Raw genomic sequence first — 709 nt, 5'->3', positions numbered from 1 at the left:
AAAACAACCAAAAATACCATTATGCGAGGTGCGTTTTCATGGATTTACAGTTAGAACTGCTTCCGTACCATTATTATAACACGCTCGGTTTTGATGTGGAACTGATTGATTATATTGATCACGTAGATGATTCTATTGTTTTGGAAAAAGTGAAACCATTGTACAAGGACGGTGGGCGATTCCCGGTAGACCCTAGGGTCTATTTCCGAATGCATTACTTGTACTTTACTCGACCAGAGATTTCATCTTTCCGGGAACTTGTAAGACAGTTAAATGAACCAAAAAATCACGCATGGCGCAATTTCATTGGAGTTCCCGACATCAGTAAAGTACCAGTCCACAGTAGTCTCAGTCATTTTCGCAGTAAAGTCAGTGCTGAATTATTTTACGGCATTCTTTTCGATTTGATTGCGCAGGCGTTGGAGTTGAAAGACTTTTTATCACCGATGCTTACGGGGATTGATTCCAGACCTGTTTGGGCCAACGTCAATGGTTATAAACACAAACGCTGCGACTGTGAAGATCGAACAACATGTGAATGTGAGAAGACCTATTCAGATCCGGATGCTACCGTTGGCGTACAACGAAATAAAGCCAATCAAAACAAGTTTTTCATTGGTTATCGAAAGCATTCAATCGTCTGCCCTAGCCCAAAAGGTCCGATTGTCTTATTCTCAATCATCCTACCAAACAGTACGGCGGATGGGAA

1 protein-coding gene is annotated in these 709 nt (G+C 41.6%); it reads left to right on the top strand.

The genetic code is table 11. The features are described from left to right. On the top strand, nt 1–709 hold a 709-nt coding region (locus B371_RS23220), incomplete at both ends, for a transposase (RefSeq protein ID WP_157185112.1).

This window comes from Paenisporosarcina sp. TG20 (assembly GCF_000286315.1).
In the GTDB taxonomy this organism is placed as follows: Bacteria; Bacillota; Bacilli; order Bacillales_A; family Planococcaceae; genus Paenisporosarcina.
This window is presented reverse-complemented; position numbering and strand designations above follow the sequence as displayed.